The following is an 18,490-nucleotide window of genomic DNA, read 5'->3' as shown; positions in this document are numbered from 1 at the left end:
GATACGAAGAGCATAAAGGATTGAACATGCCAACAAATGCGACCCGGTTTCTCAGTACCGCTATCGCCTCTGCCCTGCTGCTCAGTGCCTGTTCGTCGCTGGAGCCCAAGCCTGCTACCGACGAAGAGAACCGCCAGCGGATCATCGCCGACCAGACGCGCATGTATTCCGGCCAGGAACCGGTGAGCGCGCCGATCACCTTTTACGAAGCGGCAGCCCGGGCGTTGAAATACAACCTCGACTACCGCCTCAAGCTGATGGAAAGCGCCCTCGCGTCGGATCTGCGCGACGTCTCCAGCCATGAAATGCTGCCGCGCCTGGTGGCGTCGGCCGGTTATGCCGGACGCAACAATGACTCCGGCGGTACCTCGATCGGCATCGAAGACCGTCAGGTCAGCTTGCGCGCATCCACCTCCGAAGAGCGCTATCGCGAGTTGTATGGGCTTGGCATGAGCTGGAGCCTGCTGGACTTCGGCGTGGCCTACTACCGCACCCAGCAAAAATCCGACCAGATCCTCATGGCCGAAGAGCGTCGGCGCAAAGTCGCGCAGAATGTCCTGCAGGATGTGCGCAACGCCTATTGGCGCGCCCTGGGCGCCCAACGCCTGCTGCCGGAAGTGGACAAGCTGCTGATGCGCACCCACACAGCCCTGACCTCGGCCCGGGAAGCCGAGACCCGTGGCCTGTTGCCGCGCCAGGAAATCCTCGCCTACCAGCGCGCCCTGCTCGATTCCATCTACCTGCTGACCGTGCGCCGCCAGGACCTGGAGTTCGCCCAGGCCGAACTGTCCGCGCTAATGTCGCTGCCGCCGGGGGCGAAAATGGTCCTCGCCGACATGCCGGACCCGCCGTTGCCCGAAGTGCGCCAGAGCATGGCGCAGCTGGAGCAGCTATCGCTCGAGCATCGCCCGGAAATCATGGAGGAGTGGTACCGCAAGCGGGTCAACCAGAAAGACCTCGACATCGCCAAGGCGCAGCTGTGGCCCAACGTCAGCGTCGATTTCGGCTATCGCTACGACTCCAACAAATACCTGTACAACAACGACTGGAACGCCACCGGCCTGCAAGTCTCGATGAACCTGCTGCGCCTGTTGCAACTGCCGTCGCTCAATGCCGCCCAGAAGTCCCAGAGCGAAACCGACGATACCCGCCGCGTCGCGCTGTCCATGGCGATCCTGACCCAGGTGCGGGTCGGTACCCTGCGTTATCAACTGGCGCGCCAGGAAGTCGAGTTCACCGAAGACAGCCTGCGGGTCGATCGCAGCCTGCTCGACTATGCCACTGCGGCCAAGACCGGCGCGCTGGGTTCCGAACTTGAAGTGATTCGCTCCGAGGGTCGTTACCTGCTCTCGCGTTATCAGCGCGAAGCGGCGTTCTCCAGTGCCCAGGCGGCCTGGGGCCGCTTGTACAACTCGGTCGGCCTGGATGTGCTGCCCACGGAAATCGAAAAACACGACGTCAAGACCCTGGCCCGGGAAATCCAGCGCACCTTGAACGAACAAGAACAGCAACGCCTGCTCATCTCTCAGCAAGGAACGCCGAATGCACAAAACCGCCCTTGAGTCCCGTTGCGGGGCCCTGTTGTTGGCCTGCCTGATCCTGCCCGTCAACGCCGACGACACACCGTCGGCCCCTTCAATGGAAGGTGCCAGTGCCATTCGCGTGCTGCTGGCCGCGGAACTGGAAACCACCCTGTCGAGCCAGATGGCCGGCACCCTCGGCGAGCTGAAGACCGGCTTCGCCGAGCATGTCGGCAAAAACGAGGTGCTGGCGCGCTTCAACTGCAACGAAGCCGAAGCCCGCAGCAAGGTGGCCGTGGCCGAACTGGCCATGGCCAAACAGAACCTCGAAGCGAAGAAGCAACTACGCCAGCTCAATGCCGTGGGCGACATCGAAGTGTCCACAGCCAATACCGAAGTGCAGAAGGCAGAGGGCGCCCGAGCCATGGGCGTGGCACAGAGCGGTTACTGCCAGGTGCTGGCGCCGTTCTCCGGGCGCATCGCCAAGGTCTACGTCAAGCCTTACCAGACCGTTACCGCCGGCACGCCCTTGTTCGACCTGGTCAGCGACGGCGCCCTGAAAGTACGCCTGAACGTACCGTCCAACCTGCTCAAATCCCTCAAGCCCGGCCTGCCGTTGCAAGTCAGCATCCATGAAACCGCGAAAACCTACCCGGCCCATGTCAGCGCCATCAACTCCCGGGTCGATGCCGTGGCCCAGACCGTCGAGCTCGAAGCCCGCCTCGACGAAAAATACCCCGACCTGATGGCCGGCATGAGCGGCACCGCACGGTTCAACGAGGAAACGGCGCAGCAGAAAAGTGCTCAGCCATGACCATGAACGAGCCACTGCCGCACCCTAATCTGCTGCTGCAACTCGATGCCCTGCGTGACAAGGCCATGGCGGCCGAAACCCTTCCCGCCCTGGCCTTCAGCATGGCCAACGACCTGTACCCGCTGCTGCCGTTTCATCAAGCCCTGGTGTTTGCCCAGCGCGATTCGTCATTGGAGCTGCTGAACGTTTCCGGCCTGGCGCGGCCCAGCGAGGATTCGCCTTACCTAGTCTGGCTGCGACGTGCCAGTCGCTGGCTGGCGGCGCAGGTGCCCGCAGGCGAGCCGGTGTGGCTGAGCCAGGACAAGGTCAGCGCTCCCGAGGAAATAGCCGAGGGCTGGAACGAGTGGTGGCCAGCGGGATTGTGGTGCGTGCCGGTCGAGGACCGTGGCGGACAACGGCTCGGCCTGCTGATCCTGCTGCTGGAACAGGAACCGCCGGCGATTTTCTGGCCGCACCTCAAGGGCCTGGTCAACACCTGGGGCTACTGCTGGGCAGCACTGAGCCGGCGCCGGCGCCTGGGTCGCTGGTGGCCCAATCGCAAGCAACTGCTGTTGGGCCTGATCGTGCTGGGCGCGCTGCTCTTGCTGCCTGTACGGCAAACCGCCCTGGCGCCGACGGAGATCGTCTCGCGCCAGGCACAGATCATCAGTTCGCCCATCGACGGGGTGATCGAGCAGATCCAGGTTCGCCCCAACCAGCCGGTGGACGCCGGTACGCAGCTGTTCGTCCTCGACGAAACAACGCTGCGCAGTCGCGCCGAGGTCCTCGGCAAGGAAGTCATGGTGGCTGACGCCGAGCTGCTCGCCGCCAGCCAGCGGGCCTTCGACAACCCCCAGAGCAAGAACGAACTGACCCTGCTCGAAGGCCGCGCTCAACAACGCCGGGCGGAACTGGCCGCGGTACAGGCCCAGCTCAAGCGTACCCAGGTGCTGTCACCGCGGGCCGGCGTGGCGGTGTTCAGTGATCCCAACGACTGGCTGGGCAAGCCGGTGGTGACTGGCGAGCGCATCATGCAGGTGGCCGATCCGAGCCAGCCGGCCATGCTGATTCAACTGGCCGTGGCGGACGCCATCGCCCTGGAGCCCGGTGCCGAAGTCACCCTGTTTCTCACCGCTTACCCGCTGACACCGCTCAAGGGCAAGATCCTCGAAACCAGCTACCAGGCCCGCCCCAGCGATGAAGGTGTGGTCGCCTACCGCCTGCTGGCCAGTATTGAAGGTGCGCCTGCACATGCGCGCCTCGGCCTGCACGGCACCGCCAAGCTCTATGGCGGGCGGGTAATGCTCGGTTATTACTTATTGCGCCGACCGCTGGCGACGTTGCGGGCGTGGAGTGGCTGGTGATGAACGACCCCGCAGACCTGCCCCTGCCGCCCCTGCGTGAAGACCTGCGCCTGAGCGAAGCGGCCGATGGCAACGACGGCGAACCGGCCTGGGTCATCCAGGACACGGTGATCAACCGCTTCTACCGCATTGGCTGGCTGGAGTTCGAGTGCCTGCTGCGCTGGGGCCAGTCACCACGGCAGATCAGCGAACAAATTGCCGAAGTCACAGCGCTCAAGCCTGCGGTCGAACAGGTCCTCGACTTCCGCCAGTTTCTCGAACAGCACCAGTTGCTGCGCTCCGGCCCCGAAGCCCTGGATCGTTTGAAAGCCAAGGGCGAACAAGGCAGCTGGCTGAGCTGGCGCTGGTGGTTGCATCACTACCTGTTTTTCCGCATTCCACTGCTGCACCCGCAACAACCGCTGCAACGCTTGGCCGGGATGCTCGGCTGGCTGTTCCATCCGCTCACCGGTCTGCTGGTGTTGAGCCTGAGCCTGCTCGGGGTGATTCTGGTCCTGCAGCAGTGGGACGTGTTCACCCATGCGGTGGTCGAGTCGTTTTCCACCGAAGGCCTGTTCAGTTTCGCCCTGGCGCTGATCGTCGCCAAGACCCTGCATGAACTGGGACACGCCTTGGTGGCGACGCGGCTGGGGTTGCGCGTCGGACACATGGGCATCGCCTTTGTGGTGCTGTGGCCGATGCTCTACACCGACACCGGCGAGAGCTGGAAGCTCAGCCGCTCGCGGCAACGCCTGGCCATCGCCTCGGCCGGCATCGTCACCGAACTGTCCCTGGCCGGGCTCTCGACCCTGGGCTGGGCCCTCTGCGATCCGGGCGCCCTGCGCAATGCCCTGCTCTACCTGGCGACCACCAGCTGGCTGCTGTCGCTGGCCCTCAACGCCAGTCCGTTCATGCGATTCGATGGTTATTTCATCCTCTCCGACCTGCTCGATTTCCCCAACCTGCATGAGCGCTCATCGGCGCTGGCGCGCGTCACCCTGCGGCGCAACCTGCTGGGGTTGCAGGAGCCCTGGCCGGAGACCTTTCCCACCGGGCAACGGCGGCTGCTGGTGACCTTTGCCATCGTGACCTGGCTGTATCGCCTGGTGCTGTTCCTGGGGATTGCCCTGGCGGTCTACCTGTTCTTCTTCAAACTGTTAGGGATCATTTTGTTCATGGTCGAACTGTCCTGGTTTATCGCCCTGCCGGTGGTACGCGAACTCAATCACTGGTGGCAACATCGCGCGAGCGTTCCGCCCCGGCGCAAAGTACTGTTTTATGCGGCACTGGCACTGTTGCTGTTCGGCCTGGCAATGCCCTGGCGCAGCCAGATCGACGCCGTGGGCGTGGCCCGCGCCGAGCAACAATTGCGGGTCTACGCGCCGTACCCCGCGCGCCTGCAATCAATCCATCCTGAAGGTGTAGTCAAGGCCGGGGAAACCCTGATGGTGCTCGACGAGCCGGACATCACCTCACGCCTGCGCAGCAGTGAAGCCAATGCGCGCAGCTACGAAGCCCGATTGTCAGGGCTGCTGGCCGATCCCGGCGGCCTCGCCGAAGATGCGGTGACCCGCCAGCGCCTCAACGTACAATTCGAGGAAGCCCGGGCCGCCCGTTCGGAAATCGCCCGGCTCAATCTGCAGACACCCTTCGCCGGCGTCTGGCTGGACGTCAATCCGGACTGGAAAGCCGGCCAGTGGATCGGTCGTCAGGAGCCCATGGGCATCCTGATCGATCCGCGTAGCTGGCAGGTGGATACCTATGTCGCCCAAGATCAGGTGCACCGCCTGGCTACCGGCGATCGCGTGCGTTTCTACCCGGACGGCCAGACTACGCCGCTTGGCGGGCATGTGCTGCAGATCGGCAGTACCCGGGCTAGCCAGCTGTCTCACCGCATGCTGTCTTCGCGCTATGGCGGGCCGGTGCCGACCACGAACGCAGAACATTCGCTTATTCCCAGTGCGGCGCTGTTCCAGGTCTTGATCCAGCTCGACGAACCCTTGTCGGCGCTGCGGGAAACCCGTGGCCACCTGAAGATCGAAGGCGAACGCCGCAGCCTGCTGGCCGACGGCGCCACCCATGTGATGGCGGTATTCATGCGAGAAAGTGGTTTCTAGGCCAGCCCTTCAACCGGTCACCACAAACACGATGATCGGCCCGCACACCGCCAGCAGCACGTTGGAAATCGCGTAGCAGACGGTAAAGCCGATCACCGGGGTGTTGCTGCCGGACTGCTCGATGATCTTGTTCATCGACGCCGCCTCAGTCTGCGCCCCGGCCAGGGCGCCGAACAGAATCATCGGGTGCAGGCGCAGGATGTAACGACCGAAGTATAGGGCCACCAGCGGTGGCACAATCGTCACCACCGCGCCGGACAACAGCAGTGCCAGGCCCTGCTCGCGCATGGCCGCGAACGCCGCCGGGCCTGCGAGCAAACCGACGACTGCACCGAAGGCGGTCAAGCCGAACTCGGAGAACGCCCATTGCGCGGCCGGCGGCAATGCGCCGATTTCCGGGTGGCGGGAGTTGTACCACCCGATCACCAAAGCGGCGACCAGCACTCCACCGCCAATCCCCAGTTCCACCGGGATCATCCCGACGTGGGTGGACAACAACCCCAGCAATGAACCCAGTACCATCCCCAGCGTATGCACGGCAATATCGCTTTTGTAGTTGCGCTCACGAATCTGCCCCAAGCGCTTGGCCAATGCCTCGACGCTGGCGGTGCGGCCAGTCAGGGTCAGCACATCACCCCTGCGCAAGACGGTATTGGGCAGCAACGGCAATGCGTAGCCCTGACGGGTGATGGTGTTGATGAAGCAACCCAGGCGTCGAGTATTTTCTAGCCGGGATTTGGCCTGGTGAATCGTCTTGCCGGCGAACTCCGGTGAGGTCAGGACGACATCGACCTCGCGGGTCGGAAACGACAGCGATTCGGCATGGTCGATCTCCGGGCCCACCCACTGCGACAGTGGGCCGACAGCTTCACGCAAGGCGTAGACCCCTACGATGTCGCCGGCCTTGAGGGTGAAGCCTTCATCACGCTCGATAATCAGTCCATCGCGTACCACCCGCTCAATAGTCAGCGACTCGTGCATTTTTTCAAAGTCGGCAATGCTCAGCCCATTCGCCGCACCGCTGCCCGCCACCTGATGCGCGCGCACCACTATGCGTGTGTAGGGGATGGTGATCGCGTCTTCGTCCTTGGCGATTCCCAGTTCCAGTTCCAGGTCTCGGGCCGCCGCCCGAAGATCGACGCCCAGAAGTTTCGGCGCAATGCTGCCTACGAAGACAATCAGGCCGATGGTGCCGAATAGATAGGTGATGGCATAGGCAATCGCCATGTGGCTGTTGAGTTGAGCCTTTGCCACGCTATCGATCGTTAGCTGATTGATGGCACTGGTGGCCGTGCCCATGATCGCCGTATCCGTCAATGCACCGGCGCCAAGTCCGGCGGTGAAACCGGCATCGAAGTGGAATATCGCGTTCATTAGCAAAATTGAGCCAAGCGCCGTTGCGCACAGCACCACGCTGAGTACCACCAACTTTAATGTACCGCGGTTAAGACTGCCAAAGAACTCTGGCCCACTCTTGAAGCCGACCGCGTAGATGAACATCACAAAAAATACCGACTTCAATCCCGTCGGTACTTCCAGGCCAATCTGGCCTATCAGCAGTCCCATGAGGAGAGCGCCAGCCACCGATCCCAGGTGAAAACTGCCGATACGAATACGACCAATGAACACGCCCAGTGCGATGGCCAGGAATACCGCAATTTCCGGATCAGTACGCAAAGCATGAAGCAGAAACTCAAGCATGGTGCGAACTCCCTTCAATGGCTGTCAAATTCCTTCGATTCTTGCGCGGGTGCGGCAAACCACTTGTCCCTCGGTACCTTTTTCTCTTCGCTGGGATCGCCCAAATAGTGCGGGGACATGATCTGCACGCCGTACTCGTTAAATACATCCTGAATATTGGCGTGCAACATGCTGAGCAATACTGCGCGCGGCCGGGGTTGACTTGGAATGGCCTGGGCCACCAGTCGATATTCGGGATAGAAGTCGGACAAAGCGGTCTGGAACACCTGGGCGGGCGGTTCTTCGAGGACACCCGGCGTGCGCCTGGCGGCTTCCAGCAGCATCGCCTCCACCTGACGCCACGGCGTGTCATACCCAATGGTTACCACCGTATCGACTACATAACCGGGGCCTTTCACGGTACGCGAGTAGTTCTTGGTGACGGTTGCGGTAATCATCGAATTGGGCAGCGTCAACACTTCCCCCAGCCCTGTTCGGATGCGCGTCGTAAACATCCCCAATTCTGTAACCGTGCCTTCGTATTCACCAATGCGCACGAATTCCCCGGGACGCAAGGTGCGGGTGTACGTGAGGATCAATCCGGCTGCCGCCTGCCCGACCACGCTGGAGGCACCGAGCGAAATCATCAAACCGATCAATACCGACAAGCCTTTGAAAGCATCTGTACCGGCGCCGGGTAAATAGGGATAGGCCATGGCCAATGCGAACAGCCAGATCGCCAGCGAAGTCAGGCGCTGGGTGGGTTGCAGAGTTTCATGATTCAGCCAACTTAAAGTACCGGGCGTCGCCATGCGCCGCAAAATCCGCCGAGCAAAAGCCGTTATACCCCGGGCAATGAAGAAGATGGCCACCGCCACGCCCAAGCCGGGGATGGCCCCGACTACGCCTTGCAGCAAATAGTCGACGAGTTCCAATAAGTAGTTATTGAGGCTTTCACCCCAGGGTCGGGTATAGGGAAAGCGCGACAGGACAAACCCTAACCATTCATAGGTGAGCAGCAATACGACGAGCCAGCGCAGCACCCCGAGCAAACGACTGACCAGTGGATAGAGGTAATTAGCATCGATCAACTGCACACGCCCGACTTTCAACGCTTGGGTGTGCCGATGCATCAAGTCAGGCAGTTTCCTCTGCAACCTGCGGCGCAGATACGCCATCCCCCAGAGCAGAGCGAAAAAAATACCAGTGGCAAGCGCTGCAGCCGCCAATGACCGCAGAATCAGACGCAAGCTGCGCGCTTCTTGGGTTTCGGCTACCACCTGACGAAGTTTTTCAGCTGCCGCTTCGGCGGCCTGCTGCACCGACTCGTACTCAGTAGCATCGACGTCGTTGGGCGAAACGATAAAGGCACGCTTGGCGCCCAGCAGCACCAGATAACTGTTCTGAATCGAATCGAGTGTGACACGCAGATCGTCGGCATCATCCAGCGCTTCATTGATTGCGGTTTTCGCCCTTTTAACCCGGGTTTCGGGGGCTTCGCCCAGCAACGTGGCCCGGAACACCATAATGCTACGATTGGCGATCTTCAGAGCAACGGCTGAAGCATCAACCGATTTCGAAGCTTCTTCGGCCCTTAGGAGGAGAGACCAGAACACTCCCAATACAATCAACAATGTTGCGCGCAACCTGCTGCACATGCGCCAGTTCCTTAGTTCACAAAATACAGGTCAGGGGTACGTATCGCAGCGTAGTTCAATGCCAAATAGTTGTCAGACTTGTGCGGATGGAGCAGCTCTGAATTGCTCACAGCAGTGCCTTCATTTTCTCTTCAATTTTTGCATCTACTAAATTTGCACTCAATCAAAGGCAACGTCCGCCCGTAAGTGTCCGTTTCTGGCCGTAACCGCGGTCGGTGAGGGCCGGCTTTGGGTCGACTTCTGCCGGTCACGACAGGCAGAAACCGGCCGATTCTGTTGAAAAAGTCGGCCATGGTTTCCACGGTAGAAAAGTACGCGCTTGAGATTGAATCTTTACATTGAGCAGAGGATGCCGGGCTCAGATTTCGCGTAGCGGTGCGCAAAAAAGGCGTTGTCAGCGGTCAGTATGCGGGCAGTCTGGAAGAAACGACTTTTTCAACAGAATCGGCCAAAAGCGGCCCTTGGGCGAACTATAAGTCCATCAGTTTCTGCATTAACTAAAGTTCGGCTCGGTCAACACATTGAGCCCTGACTGGCGCAATCGCATGCGAAAAAGATAATCACGAAGATTTGATGTTTTTTTCAGCCATTGCGCACTTTCGGGCACGCGTTCCAAGTAATCGAGCATTGGCGTCAGGATGGCGTCCGCCATGCTGTAGTCCGCCCCGCATAAAAATTGCTGCCCGTCCAATTGCTTCGCCAGCAGCCCAAGTGTCTGGATAGCCATGGGCTCGGCGATAGCCACGGCGTCTCTATCGATTGGGCCTGACGGCTGCGCAGGTGAAACCAGCAGTAAAAGATAACGACGTATCAGTCGATCATCGGCATACAACGCCAAGGTAGCGGACCACTGATCGACCTTCACCTTCTGGGCCAAGTCAGCGGGCCTTGGAGAAGTATGCGCAAAGGCTTCATCCAAGTAGCGGCAAATGGTGGTTGTTTCAATTACGCTCCGCTCTCCATGCAGCAATACCGGGACCTTGCCAAAAGGATGCAGTGCCATGTGTTCAGGGCCGTGGAACCTGATCGTATTACCATCCATGTACATCCCGTGTGTGTAATCCAGCGCTTTCTCTTCACAGTAAAGTCTGACACTACGTACGAAGGTGCTAAATCCAGGTCCCAGTATGTGTAATCTCATGTGTAGCTCCTTGAGTGAAGAGTCGGCAATTCTGGTCGGTATGACTTTATGTTCAAGAACATAAAGTCCCGTTTTGTCATACTCCATCTCACGCTTTACTGAGGAGAAGACGTATGCCCTGGCCTGTTACACAGCGCGCAACCACTCGACAGATGATTCTGGATAGCGCCGCGCGACTCTTTGCACTGGAGGGTTTCGAAAAAGTCAGTATCGACTCAATTATGGAGAGTGCAGGATTGACCCGGGGGGCCTTCTATAGTCACTTCGCATCCAAAACGGAGCTTTACACCGAAGCTATTAGAAACGCCGCGAACGCGGGGGGCGCGATACTCGAAGAGGCTGGTAAAGATGGTTTGCAACAGGTAGTGAAAGACTATCTCCGCATGGACCATCGGGATGCAAGCCGCATGCACTGTCCGTTAGCCTTCATGGTCAATGATGCTGCTCAGCAGGACGGAGCCATCCAGGAGAGCTACACCCAAGTGCTCGCAGCTTTCATCACACGTCTAGAGTCCGGGCTGAAAACGACGACAGAGACGAATACACGCCAGCATGCTCTGCAAATTGCCGTAGGGATGATTGGTGGCTTGGCACTGGCTCGAGCTGTGGCCGATGACCAATTGGCACAAGAGATTCTCACAGCCTGTCAACAGGGATGTTTGCAACTCGTTGAGCCATGACATGCCATAACAAACAACGAAACAACCGCGTTGGTCGTTTTCCGCCTTTCGCGACAGGCAACAATCGGCCAAATGCGGACAGTAAATTACAAATTACAAATGCCATAGCTCGCATTTTCAATGCCGGGCAGCGTCCTCATAACGCCCAACGCTGCTCAGATTACAAAAGACCGTCGGTCGCATATTGTCCTTTGAGCAGCCTGAAAGCTAAGTAAACCCTATGGCTAGACTATCGTCGATAGGATTGCCGAATGGTGCCTTTGATAACTGGATTGGGCGTAGTCAAAAGCGGCAATACTGAATCGGAGGTAGGAACTCAAACAGTAGTCGCACCTTGCGACCCACCGGCAAAGGAGCAAGTCAGATGACTCGCATACGCAAGTGGTTACCCAAATTCGCCATTGTGGCGACCTCGCTCTTTACGTTATCGGGAACCGCCATAGCGGCCGATAAACCCAATATTCTAGTGATCTTCGGCGACGACATCGGTCAGACCAACATCAGCGCCTACGCTGATGGCGTGGTGGGTTATGAAACGCCGAACATCGACCGGCTTGCCAAAGAAGGCATGAAGTTCACCGATTACTACGCGGAGAACAGCTGCACGGCCGGTCGCTCGACATTTATCACAGGGCAGTCGCCACTTCGCACAGGTCTCTCCAAAGTAGGGATGCCAGGTGTGCCGGTCGGCTTGCAGGCAAGGGATGTGACAATTGCCCAGGCACTCAAGGCCCACGGTTATGCAACGGGTCAGTTTGGCAAAAACCACTTGGGGGACAAGGATGAATACCTTCCCTCCAATCATGGCTTCGACGAGTTCTTCGGTAACCTCTACCACCTCAATGCCGAGGAGGAGCCAGAGCGCCCTTACTGGCCGAAGAACAATGCAGCCTTCGTCAAGGCGGCCTCACCACGTGGGGTGATCCACAGTTTCGCCGATGGAAAAATTGAAGATACGGGTGCTCTGACCAGCAAACGCATGGAAACCATCGATGACGAGACTACGCAGGCCGCTATCGGCTTCATTGAAAAACAGGCTAAGGCTGATAAACCATTCTTCGTCTGGATGAACACGACACGAATGCATGCTTTTACCCATGTACGCGACTCGATGAAAGGCCAAAGCGGCATGCCTGGTAATGAATATGCCGACGGTATGCTGGAGCATGACGGCGACGTGGGCAAGCTGCTCAAAAGCATCGACGACCTCAAGCTTGCGGATAACACCATCGTGATCTACACCACCGACAACGGCCCTAACCAGTGGTCCTGGCCAGATGCGGCGACCACCCCGTTCCGTAACGAAAAAAACTCGAACTGGGAAGGGGCTTATCGCGTTCCTGCGATGATCCGTTGGCCTGGAAAAGTAAAACCCGGAACGGTTTCTACGCAGATGTTTTCCGGGCTGGACTGGTTTCCGACACTCTTGGCTGCAGCGGGGGATACCGATATCAAGGATCGCCTGCTCAAAGGCGCTGATGTCGGAGGCAAGAACTTCAAAGTCCATCTGGATGGCTTCAACCAGCTCGACTACCTTACCGGCAAGACCAACCAAAGTGCTCGTAATGAGTTTTACTATTTCAGCGATGACGGCGATCTAGTGGGCATGCGTTACGACAATTGGAAGATCGTCTTCTGTGAGCAGCGTGCCCCGGGTGGATTGAAGGTCTGGAGCGAACCCTTTACCTGCCTGCGCGTCCCCAAACTCTTCAACTTGCGCATGGATCCCTACGAACGTGCCGACGTCGTGTCTGACCAATACTATGATTGGCTCACGAAGAACGACTACCTAATATTTGACGGCACTCAAAGAGCAGCAGCCTTCTTGAAGACGTTTGTCGAATATCCGCCAAGCCAGCGGCCGGCGAGCTTCAGCATCGATCAGATTCGTGCCGATGTAGACAAAGAAATTGATGAAAAGATGAAGCAGAAAAAACAGTAAATGCACTTCCATAGCGTCCGCCAGTGGGTGGACGCATCCCCTCTATTACACACTTTCGACGCTCAGTGGCTCGCTTCCAATTTGAGCATTAGCAGGTGTCAGCTATTCCTGCAGTCATCTGATGGAGCAACGACGTTTATTGTGAGTCCCAGAGCCCGCCCAAGCGGGCTTTTTCATTTCGGCAAAAACAGCAACCGGATTAACTATTTTTGGGGTCGATACTACCTGTCGCCACCGTCAACTTTGGGTCGTTCCCTGACGGTCATAGTTACAAAGCGGCGGATTAAATCAGAGGGATTCGCCAGGCCGCCAACCGAGCATGCAGCTAGCTCCTACAGGAGGACTTCCCACCGTCAGGAAATGGGCGGAGCCTGTATTGACGCGCCCCTTTCCTGCATCGCGGAGATAGACTTTATGAAGCAGCCACTCGACCAAGCTCGTTAACTGATACGCCGGTTTGGTCCAGCCAGATTTTACGTCGGGCAAACAAGGCGGGAGCACGGACGTTGACCTCTGTAATCAACATGTCCAGTTCGGCGTTTTTCAGTTGGCCGTTTTCAACCAACACCCGCCCCGCCACCATGGTCATGTCGACATCGCCACCCTGAACGGCATGGACTAGGTTGTGATGAAGGTTGGCCAGCGGCCCCTTGGTGATCAGCGGGGTCATTCTTGGCGTGTCGACGCGCACCGCGATGATGTCCGCTGCCTTGCCTTTTTCCAGGGAGCCTATCTGCTTGTCCATGCCCAAGGCGCGCGCGCCGTCGATGGTTGCCATGCGGCACACCGACCAGGCGTCGAGGGCTGCAGCGTTGAGGCTGGCGAATTTGGCCAGCAGGGATGAGACTTTCATTTCCTCGAACATGTCCAGGTTGTTGTTTTCCTTTTCGCCGTCGGTGCCCAGGCCCACGGCGACGCCGGCCGCCAGCAGTTTTTCCACCGGGGCGGCACCGGACGCCAGTTTCATGTTGCTGACTGGGTTGTGGGCCACGCCCACGTTGCGCTCGGCCATCAATGCGATTTCGCCGTCGTCGACCCAGACGCAGTGGGCCAGCAACACCTTTTTGGCATCGAGTAGGCCAAATTTTTCCAGGGCCTGCACCGGTCTGATGCCGTGGCGGCGCAGGGTTTCTTCGACGTCGAAGCGGCTTTCATTGCTGTGGGTGTGGAAGCCAACCTGATTGGCCTTGCAGATATCGGCGATGCGCTGCCAGGCCTTGGGCACGGCATAGAACAGGTGCTCCAGGCCGACCCAAACGTTGATGCGGCCATTGGCTGCGCCGTGCCAGCTTTCGATCAAGGCTTCGTTGCTATCCAGGGTCTCGAAATAGTCGTGGTCCGGGTGCTCGGCAACGTAGGGCACCAGCACGGCGCGTATCCCCAGTTCATTGGCCGCTTCGGCGCTGCCGTGCATGTAGCGCCACATGTCGACGATGGTCGTGGTGCCGGACAGCAGGGCCTCGCTGTAGCAGAGCATGGACGCCAGGCGCGCTTCGGCAGGGAGCAGGACGCGGTGCATTGGGTCGATGTACTGCTGCAGCCAGTCCCACACCGGTAGCCCTTCCGCCGTGCCGCGAAGGATGCCGGAGTGGCAATGGGTGTTGACCAGGCCGGGCATCAGCAGCCGGTCGGTCAGGCGCCGGACCTTGGCCAGGGGATGCCGGGCGAGCAGTACGTTCGCCGGTCCGACATCGGCAATCACGCCGTCGGTGATCAATACGGCGCCATCTTCGATGACGGTGTTATGGGCGTCCATGGTGAGCACTACGTCTGCCCGCAGGAGTTCGCTGATCATCATGCTTGACCTTTTATTGAGTGTTTTTTAAAAGATGGGTCTCAGCTTTCGCCCAGTACCGCGGAACGGGCTGCACTGACCTCGGCTTCTTCTGGCTGGGTGGGGCCGTTGAACACAAGGTTAAGGATCAGCGCCGTGACGACGGTGAGGATGATTCCGCTTTCGGTGAACACCCGGCTCCATTGGGGCAGGTGGTGAAAGTACAGCGGCGAGACCATCGGGATCATGCCGATGCCGACGCTGGTGGCGGCGATCAGCAGGTTGTAGCGCGACTCCTCGAAGTCGACGGTAGCGAGGATGCGCACGCCCATCAGCGTGACCATGCCGAACATCACCATGCCGGCGGCGCCGAGCACGTATTGCGGTGTAGAGGCGACGATATAGGCCAGCTTGGGGAAGAGCCCGAGGCCGATGAGGATCAGCGCACCGGCCATGCACACGTAGCGGCTCTTGACCCCGGTCATGGTAATCAGGCCGATGTTCTGGGAGAACGAAGTGTAGGGAAATGCGTTGAACACGCCGCCGAGGATGGCGCCCATGCCATCGGCTCGCAGGCCGCGCACCAGGCGCTCCCGAGTAGTCGACCGGCCAACCATGTTGCCCAGCGCCAGGAACATCCCGGTCGATTCGACCATGGTCACCAGCATCACCATGCACATGGAAACCACCGCCACGACATCGAAAGTTGGCAGGCCAAAGGCAAAGGGGGTGATGGTGGAGAACCAGGGGGTTTGAGCAATGCCATCAAGAACAATATCGCCGCGAATGAAGGCAATGGCGAAGCCGACCAGGACACCCAGTAAAACCGCAATATTGGCAATGAAGCCCTTGGCGAAACGGTTGAGCCCCAAGATCAACAGCAACTGGGCCAAGGAGATGGCCAGGTAGACCGGATTGCCGTAATCCGGGTTGGGCCCGCCATTGGCCAGGGTCGGTTGGCCCCCTGCGGACCAGTCGATGCCGACGCGCATAAGGCTGATGCCGATCACCAACAGCACAGTCCCGGTCACCACCGGCGGGAAATAGCGCATGAGTCGGCCCATGACCGGCGCGAACAGCAGGCCGAACAGCCCCGACGCGATGATCGCACCATACACACCCGGCAGGCCGATGCCGGGTGTCAGGGCGATGGCGATCATCGGCGTGACCGAGGCGAAGGTCACGCCCATCATGATCGGTAGCTGGATGCCGAAGAATCGGTTGCCCGCACATTGCAAGAGCGTGGCCAGGCCCGCCGCAAACAGGTCGGCATTGATGATGAGGGTCAACTGGTCCTTGGGAAGCCTGAGTGCCGCGCCGAGAATCAGTGGCACGATGATGCACGCCGAATACATCACCAGCACATGCTGGAAACCGAGTACTGCCGTTTGTATCAGCGGCAGGCGCTGATCGACTGGGTGCACGCTATGGGTCATGTGTCCTCTCCTGAAAAGTGTTGTCGAGGCAGTGATGAGTTAAATAGTTATTGTGGTTATGGGTAGCGCGCAGCCAACATGCGCCTAGCCGTACCCGTTGTAAAAATGGGTCCTATTGATTTTTTTAATGGAGCAGCGATGAGGTTGTCCCTCGAACAACTGGCGGCATTTTCAGCGGTGGTCAGCGAGCGCTCGTTTTCGGCGGCGGCACGCAAACTGGGCAAGTCGCAATCCGCAGTGAGCATTTCCGTGGGCAATCTGGAAATCGATCTGGGGATCACCCTGTTCGACCGCAGCCAGCGCTATCCGCAATTGACCAATGAAGGCCGGGCTTTATTGCGTGATGCCGAGGCCATCCTGGGCCAGTGCTTCAACATGGAAAATCGTGCCAGCAGCCTGGCGGAGGAGTTAGAGACCGAGTTGGTGATCAGCATCGACGAGGCGATTCACTATGAATCCCTTGCGCCTGTGCTGGAAGAGTTTTCCCGGCGTTTCACCCATGTTGATCTGACCGTGCTGCATCCCTCCGGGCAGGACGCCCTGGCGATGATCGAGGAGAAAAAGGTCTTGTTTGGGGTGATGTGCACGCGCACCCATTACCCGAGGATCCTGCAGTTCATACGCCTGGGCAGCATCACTTTCAGCAACGTCGCCTGCCACGACCATCCGCTGGCCGGGATGCCCACGGTCAGCTTCAACCAGTTGAGCAACTACCGTCAGTTGATCTACCTGCCCTTCCAGGACCGATTGCCTACCAGCGAATACCTCAACTCTCCCAACCATTGGCGCGTCGAAAGCTATTTGACCTTGATGGACATGCTGCGCGCCGGCATGGGCTGGGCCACGGTGCCCAGGCAATTAATGCAGACCCTGGGTCGCAATGGGGAGTTTGTGGAACTGCAGCTGGAGGCTTACCCGTGCACTGACTGGAAAGTGGGCGTCGACTTGGTCTGGTCTTCAAGTTTGCGCTCGGGTAAAGCCGGTACCTGGCTGCGTAATGCACTGGGGCGAACGTCGATATCAATGGGAAAAATGAAGGGAGCGACAGCAGGGACGGATTGAAAAGGAAAGAGACAGATGTACTTTCAGAAAAATCTATCCCCTTTAGTGAAGTCACTGCGCCTTAGCGGCGATCTTAGTGGTAATCATCCGGGCGCCGATCGTATATCGATCCTGCCAATGGCCGTCGTGCCAGTGTTGTTATGGGCAAGCAACCGGCTAAACCAAAAACGCATTGACCAGTTGAATCCACAGCCGTTTTCTGCCTTTGGCCAACGGCAGCTAAGGGTCCAACTGCAGCCCTTCGCGACAGGCAACAATCGGCCAATTTCAGCCGATGCTGACCGGCAACTATGACTGGGCTGCTGCCGCTCACGGATGGCCTAATATGTTAGGGACTATTTCATTTAAGTTAGTTAGGACTTAGTCGCGCCAAGTCTCGCAATACGAAAAAGCTATCATCTGAGATACGTTTCCAGAGAGTAGCCGCGAGGTGAAGTGTCATGCGATGCACCATCACTGAGATCGCCCGACGCGTCGGCATATCAAAAGCCGCCATCATTCAGGCGCGCAATCAGGGTCGAATTCCTGAATCAATTTTCGGCGTGACGGAAAGCGGACGGACCTGCATCGCTGATGCTGAACTGGCGGAGAAGGTATTGCGGCAAACCATTGGGCTTAGGATCAACAGCACGTTGCGCATGCCACGTAGCAATTGAGAACAATATTACCCATTGGTGCCAGCGGGCTCAGATGCGTGGGCACGCACCTGCCCCAATGAGTCAAGACACTTACTTTATCTCTAATGCTTGCCCGCCCGGAAAGCAAAAAAGGCCTGCAACGCTGCAGGCCTTTATTTGTCTGACTCCACGCCTGGACTCCAACGAGGGACCCAGTACCAAGCAGTGCCTGCTATAGCGTAACTCACAACCTTCTGTCCGGTGCTCTGCCTCTTTATCTGCATAGCATGCTGAGAAATGGGGCACTTTTACAAAAAAAAGATCACGCTGATTTTACCGAAGCGTAACCCTGGCGTAACCCCATTCAAATTATAAAAGCAGAAAAACCGTACAAACCTCTGATTTATATGGTGTCCCAGGGCAGGTTCGAACTGCCAACCTTCCCCTTAGGAGGGGGATGCTCTATCCAATTGAGCTACTGAGACACAAATCCCCCGCATGATTCACAGTGCGATGGACGGCGTGCATGTTAACGGGCAGGCACGATTTTGTCATGTCGTCCGTAGGGCTTTTTAAGTGTAGGCAAGCGCCTCTTTCGAGCGAAGAGTTGCCTACCGTGCAAAATGCATCACCGCAAAAGGCCACCATTGCAAAATGCAACATCAGCCTTTCGAAAACTCGACCTATCTAATTGTTTTTAAAGGAAAAAAATACATATAGAGTCTGG

The 18,490-nt window shown here is 58.4% G+C and carries 14 protein-coding genes and 1 tRNA gene; 9 read left to right on the top strand and 6 right to left on the bottom strand.

Translation table 11 applies throughout. The features are described 5' to 3' along the window. The first annotated feature begins 26 nt into the window (after positions 1–26). The 4 genes from AD668_RS07035 to AD668_RS07020 are packed head-to-tail and all read left to right on the top strand — an operon-like array spanning position 27 to position 5,773. The gene (locus tag AD668_RS07035) at positions 27–1,562 is read left to right on the top strand and encodes a TolC family protein (protein WP_053156173.1); all 1,536 of its coding nucleotides are present in this window, start codon (positions 27–29) and stop codon (positions 1,560–1,562) included. Further along, positions 1,543–2,334 carry an efflux RND transporter periplasmic adaptor subunit gene (locus AD668_RS07030; protein WP_053156170.1) on the top strand — a complete coding sequence of 264 codons (792 nt, stop codon included), beginning with the start codon at positions 1,543–1,545 and terminating at the stop codon, positions 2,332–2,334. Before AD668_RS07035 ends, AD668_RS07030 begins: the two co-directional genes overlap by 20 nt. Next, on the top strand, positions 2,331–3,677 hold the full coding sequence (locus tag AD668_RS07025; protein ID WP_172681800.1) for an efflux RND transporter periplasmic adaptor subunit: 1,347 nt from the start codon (positions 2,331–2,333) through the stop codon (positions 3,675–3,677). The genes AD668_RS07030 and AD668_RS07025 overlap by 4 nt, the downstream gene beginning before the upstream one ends. Continuing rightward, positions 3,677–5,773, top strand: a complete 2,097-nt coding sequence (locus AD668_RS07020; protein ID WP_053156167.1) for an HlyD family efflux transporter periplasmic adaptor subunit — start codon at positions 3,677–3,679, stop codon at positions 5,771–5,773. The genes AD668_RS07025 and AD668_RS07020 overlap by 1 nt, the downstream gene beginning before the upstream one ends. Positions 5,774–5,782: 9 nt before the next feature. On the opposite strand, the gene aspT is transcribed toward AD668_RS07020, so the two are convergent. The 3 genes from aspT to AD668_RS07005 all read right to left on the bottom strand — a co-directional run bounded on the left by aspT (position 5,783) and on the right by AD668_RS07005 (position 10,252). Beyond that, a complete protein-coding gene (aspT, locus tag AD668_RS07015; protein ID WP_053156164.1) occupies positions 5,783–7,474 on the bottom strand; it encodes an aspartate-alanine antiporter in 1,692 nt (563 codons plus the stop codon). A gap of 14 nt (positions 7,475–7,488) precedes the next feature. After that, positions 7,489–9,111 (bottom strand): mechanosensitive ion channel family protein, encoded by a 1,623-nt coding sequence (locus AD668_RS07010; RefSeq protein ID WP_053156162.1) that lies wholly within the window; start codon positions 9,109–9,111, stop codon positions 7,489–7,491. A 493-nt stretch (positions 9,112–9,604) separates the two neighbouring features. Next, complete coding sequence (locus AD668_RS07005) at positions 9,605–10,252, bottom strand: glutathione S-transferase family protein (protein WP_256220582.1); 648 nt, start codon at positions 10,250–10,252, stop codon at positions 9,605–9,607. A gap of 113 nt (positions 10,253–10,365) precedes the next feature. Between AD668_RS07005 and AD668_RS07000 the strand changes: the two genes are divergently transcribed. Together AD668_RS07000 and AD668_RS06995 are read left to right on the top strand one after the other, a co-directional pair. Next, complete coding sequence (locus tag AD668_RS07000) at positions 10,366–10,932, top strand: TetR/AcrR family transcriptional regulator (RefSeq protein WP_053156159.1); 567 nt, start codon at positions 10,366–10,368, stop codon at positions 10,930–10,932. A 364-nt stretch (positions 10,933–11,296) separates the two neighbouring features. After that, on the top strand, positions 11,297–12,874 hold the full coding sequence (locus tag AD668_RS06995; protein ID WP_053156156.1) for an arylsulfatase: 1,578 nt from the start codon (positions 11,297–11,299) through the stop codon (positions 12,872–12,874). A 412-nt stretch (positions 12,875–13,286) separates the two neighbouring features. On the opposite strand, the gene AD668_RS06990 is transcribed toward AD668_RS06995, so the two are convergent. Further along, positions 13,287–14,669, bottom strand: coding sequence for an amidohydrolase family protein (locus tag AD668_RS06990; RefSeq protein ID WP_053156153.1), 1,383 nt, complete (start codon positions 14,667–14,669; stop codon positions 13,287–13,289). 41 nt (positions 14,670–14,710) lie between these two features. Further along, entirely contained in the window at positions 14,711–16,084 is a 1,374-nt protein-coding gene (locus tag AD668_RS06985; RefSeq protein WP_053156150.1) for a nucleobase:cation symporter-2 family protein, read from the bottom strand. 138 nt (positions 16,085–16,222) lie between these two features. Here AD668_RS06985 and AD668_RS06980 point away from each other — a divergent pair, with 138 nt between their 5' ends. From AD668_RS06980 to AD668_RS06970, 3 genes are all read left to right on the top strand, one after another. Further along, on the top strand, positions 16,223–17,146 hold the full coding sequence (locus AD668_RS06980; RefSeq protein WP_053156149.1) for a LysR family transcriptional regulator: 924 nt from the start codon (positions 16,223–16,225) through the stop codon (positions 17,144–17,146). Between the two features lie 15 nt (positions 17,147–17,161). Beyond that, positions 17,162–17,440 carry a hypothetical protein gene (locus AD668_RS06975; protein WP_053156146.1) on the top strand — a complete coding sequence of 93 codons (279 nt, stop codon included), beginning with the start codon at positions 17,162–17,164 and terminating at the stop codon, positions 17,438–17,440. A gap of 146 nt (positions 17,441–17,586) precedes the next feature. Beyond that, complete coding sequence (locus AD668_RS06970; RefSeq protein WP_053156143.1) at positions 17,587–17,802, top strand: hypothetical protein; 216 nt, start codon at positions 17,587–17,589, stop codon at positions 17,800–17,802. Positions 17,803–18,171: 369 nt separating this feature from the next. Here AD668_RS06970 and AD668_RS06965 read toward each other — a convergent pair. Continuing rightward, positions 18,172–18,248: transfer RNA gene (locus AD668_RS06965), tRNA-Arg, on the bottom strand. Positions 18,249–18,490: the final 242 nt, after the last annotated feature.

Origin of the sequence: Pseudomonas sp. P1.8 (assembly GCF_001269805.1) — a bacterium.
Classification (GTDB): Bacteria; Pseudomonadota; Gammaproteobacteria; order Pseudomonadales; family Pseudomonadaceae; genus Aquipseudomonas.
The sequence above is the reverse complement of the archived record's forward strand: the minus strand, read 5'-3'. Positions and strand labels throughout refer to the sequence as shown.

Excerpts from the sequence above, each read along its gene's own strand:
- AD668_RS07000 (WP_053156159.1), top strand. The coding sequence starts at position 10,366 with ATGCCCTGGCCTGTTACACAGCGCGCAACCACTCGACAGATGATTCTG.
- AD668_RS07020 (WP_053156167.1), top strand. The coding sequence starts at position 3,677 with ATGAACGACCCCGCAGACCTGCCCCTGCCGCCCCTGCGTGAAGACCTG.
- AD668_RS07025 (WP_172681800.1), top strand. The coding sequence starts at position 2,331 with ATGACCATGAACGAGCCACTGCCGCACCCTAATCTGCTGCTGCAACTC.
- AD668_RS07030 (WP_053156170.1), top strand. The coding sequence starts at position 1,543 with ATGCACAAAACCGCCCTTGAGTCCCGTTGCGGGGCCCTGTTGTTGGCC.
- AD668_RS06995 (WP_053156156.1), top strand. The coding sequence starts at position 11,297 with ATGACTCGCATACGCAAGTGGTTACCCAAATTCGCCATTGTGGCGACC.
- AD668_RS07005 (WP_256220582.1), bottom strand. The coding sequence starts at position 10,252 with ATGAGATTACACATACTGGGACCTGGATTTAGCACCTTCGTACGTAGT.
- aspT (WP_053156164.1), bottom strand. The coding sequence starts at position 7,474 with ATGCTTGAGTTTCTGCTTCATGCTTTGCGTACTGATCCGGAAATTGCG.
- AD668_RS07035 (WP_053156173.1), top strand. The coding sequence starts at position 27 with ATGCCAACAAATGCGACCCGGTTTCTCAGTACCGCTATCGCCTCTGCC.
- AD668_RS06985 (WP_053156150.1), bottom strand. The coding sequence starts at position 16,084 with ATGACCCATAGCGTGCACCCAGTCGATCAGCGCCTGCCGCTGATACAA.
- AD668_RS07010 (WP_053156162.1), bottom strand. The coding sequence starts at position 9,111 with ATGTGCAGCAGGTTGCGCGCAACATTGTTGATTGTATTGGGAGTGTTC.
- AD668_RS06980 (WP_053156149.1), top strand. The coding sequence starts at position 16,223 with ATGAGGTTGTCCCTCGAACAACTGGCGGCATTTTCAGCGGTGGTCAGC.
- AD668_RS06975 (WP_053156146.1), top strand. The coding sequence starts at position 17,162 with ATGTACTTTCAGAAAAATCTATCCCCTTTAGTGAAGTCACTGCGCCTT.
- AD668_RS06970 (WP_053156143.1), top strand. The coding sequence starts at position 17,587 with ATGCGATGCACCATCACTGAGATCGCCCGACGCGTCGGCATATCAAAA.
- AD668_RS06990 (WP_053156153.1), bottom strand. The coding sequence starts at position 14,669 with ATGATCAGCGAACTCCTGCGGGCAGACGTAGTGCTCACCATGGACGCC.